The following is a 2049-nucleotide window of genomic DNA, read 5'->3' on the forward strand; positions in this document are numbered from 1 at the left end:
CCTTAGTTCTAGGTGATAATATTTTCTTTGGTTCTAATATGCAAGAATTGTTACGTTCAAATACAAAACCGGAGGGTGGTGTGGTATTTGCGTACCATGTTTCCGATCCAGAACGATACGGTGTTGTAGACTTTGATGAAAATTTTAAAGCGCTTTCTATAGAAGAGAAGCCACTAAAACCAAAATCCAATTATGCTGTACCTGGATTGTATTTTTATGATAACTCTGTAGTTGAGATTGCTAAAAATATTAAACCTAGCCCCCGTGGTGAGTACGAAATTACAGATGTAAACAAAGTCTATTTAGAACAAGGAAAACTTAAAGTAGGTATCTTAAGTAGAGGTACAGCTTGGTTAGATACAGGAACTTTCAATAGTTTGATGCAAGCAGGACAATTTGTTCAAGTTCTAGAGGAGCGTCAAGGACTTAAAGTGGGTTGTATCGAGGAGATTGCTTGGAGACAAGGCTTTATCTCAGAACAACAACTTAAAGAACTTGCTGAGCCTTTAAAGAAATCTGGTTATGGTGAATACCTTTTGAAACTTTTAAAAGTTAAAATTTAATTTTTAAGTAAAGTGGTAATTTAAATTAATTGGTATACTAGAATAAAAATGGATAACAACGTAAAGAAATATTTCAAAAAACAGATCAAGAGTAAGTTTTTTGAGAAACTACTAAAACTTAATATCACTAATTTAAGCTACCTGCCAAGGTGGATTATTATTATGCTTGATGTTTTTGTTTTGCTTTTTGCATTTATTTTCACCTACCTTATTTTTAAAGGCACTGGCTTAGAGTATATCTTGACCAATCATAGTGTGCTTTTTTTGTGCAGCTTTTTTGGATTGAATATATTTTTCTTCTGGCTTTACAGTACCTATTCTGGCATTGTTAGGCACTCTTCTTTTGTAGATGCTGTTAAAATTTTATTCTCTCAGTCTTCTGTTTTCCTAGTATTTATCTTCATCAACTTTGTATGTGTTGTACTTTTTGATACTAAAATTGTTTTAAATACAGGGTTATTCATTAATACGGTGTTATCGTTTTGTGGACTTTTTCTATATCGTGTAATCGTGAAGCAATCTTTTGATATGTACGTTGCAGATAATACGTCTGCAAATCTTATTCGAACGGTAATTTATGGAACAGATGCTAATGCTATTTCAGTGGCTAATGCATTGAAATTTGAGAGTCCGTCGCGTTTTAAAATTGTTGGTTTTGTAGATAAAAATAACCAGAATGCTTCTAAGAGAATGTTGGATTTACCAATATTGATTCAAAAGAAAAAGCTACCAACGTTAATGCGAACCGTAGGAGCTGTTGCAGTAATTATAGCAGACAAGAGTTTATCTAAAGACGAACAGCTGCTTATAGTAGATCAATGCCTAGAGCACAATTATAAAGTGTATAACGTGCCTGTGATTTCAAACTGGGAAAATCAAAAAGAGATCTCACAAAAGGTAAAGAAAATCCAAATTGAAGATTTGCTAGATAGAAAGCCAATCGTATTAGATAATAATTCAATATCCAAACAACTAAAAGATAAGACTATATTAATCACAGGTGGTGCTGGTTCTATTGGTAGCGAAATTGTGAGACAGGTGTTGAATTTTAACCCAAAGAGTGTTATCATCTTAGATCAAGCAGAAACACCTTTGCATAGTTTAACTTTAGAAATTGGAAATGTAAAAACCAAAACGAAGATTTACAGTGTAATTGCTGATGTTCGAAATAGAGAAGCGCTTGACGAAATATTTAGAAAATACCAGCCACACGTAGTGTATCACGCTGCAGCTTACAAGCACGTTCCTTTAATGGAAGACAACCCGGCGCAAGCCATTCATACAAATGTTCAAGGAACTAAAAATCTAGCTGATTTAGCTTGTTTACATCACGTAAAAAAGTTTGTGATGGTTTCTACAGATAAAGCAGTTAACCCAAGTAATGTGATGGGAGCTAGTAAAAGGATTGCCGAAAAATACGTGCAATCATTACAATTACGTAGTAGAGAACAAGGCTTAGACAGTGTAGTCAATATCTTCAGGAGCA

At 33.8% G+C, this 2049-nt stretch carries 2 protein-coding genes; both read left to right on the top strand.

Annotation, left to right across the window (positions count from 1 at the left end; translation table 11 throughout):
• Window positions 1-563, top strand: a 563-nt coding sequence (locus P8M54_RS01985; RefSeq protein ID WP_300284449.1) for a sugar phosphate nucleotidyltransferase, incomplete at its 5' end; no start/stop codon positions are given.
• 48 nt (window positions 564-611) lie between these two features.
• The coding region (locus tag P8M54_RS01990; RefSeq protein WP_366525110.1) for an SDR family NAD(P)-dependent oxidoreductase at window positions 612-2049 on the top strand (1438 nt) is incomplete at its 3' end.

It is taken from the genome of Flavobacterium sp. (assembly GCF_029242675.1).
Taxonomy (GTDB): domain Bacteria; phylum Bacteroidota; class Bacteroidia; order Flavobacteriales; family Flavobacteriaceae; genus Flavobacterium.